This is a genomic window from Streptomyces tamarix, from assembly GCF_032423885.1.
GTDB lineage: Bacteria > Actinomycetota > Actinomycetes > Streptomycetales > Streptomycetaceae > Streptomyces > Streptomyces tamarix.
This window is the reverse complement of record NZ_JAWCTQ010000122.1, coordinates 1-311: the sequence shown is the minus strand read 5'-3', so window position 1 is coordinate 311 and position 311 is coordinate 1. Positions and strand designations below refer to the sequence as shown.

Annotated in this window: 1 protein-coding gene; it reads left to right on the top strand. The window is 67.5% G+C overall.

Annotation, left to right across the window (positions count from 1 at the left end):
* Positions 1-311, top strand: a 311-nt coding sequence (locus tag RND61_RS32555; protein WP_315881767.1) for a GTP-binding protein, incomplete at both ends; no start/stop codon positions are given.

Below are 311 nucleotides of genomic sequence, written 5' to 3'. Positions count from 1 at the left end.
GGCGTGGGCAAGACCACGTTCGTCGGCGCCGTCTCGGAGATCAACCCGCTGCGTACCGAGGCCGTGATGACGTCCGCGTCCGCGGGCATCGACGACCTCACCCACACCGGCGACAAGACCACCACCACCGTCGCCATGGACTTCGGCCGGATCACCCTCGACCAGGACCTGATCCTCTACCTCTTCGGCACACCCGGCCAAGACCGCTTCTGGTTCATGTGGGACGACCTCGTACGCGGCGCCATCGGCGCCGTCGTCCTCGTCGACACCCGACGCCTCGCCGACTGCTTCCCCGCCGTCGACTACTTCGA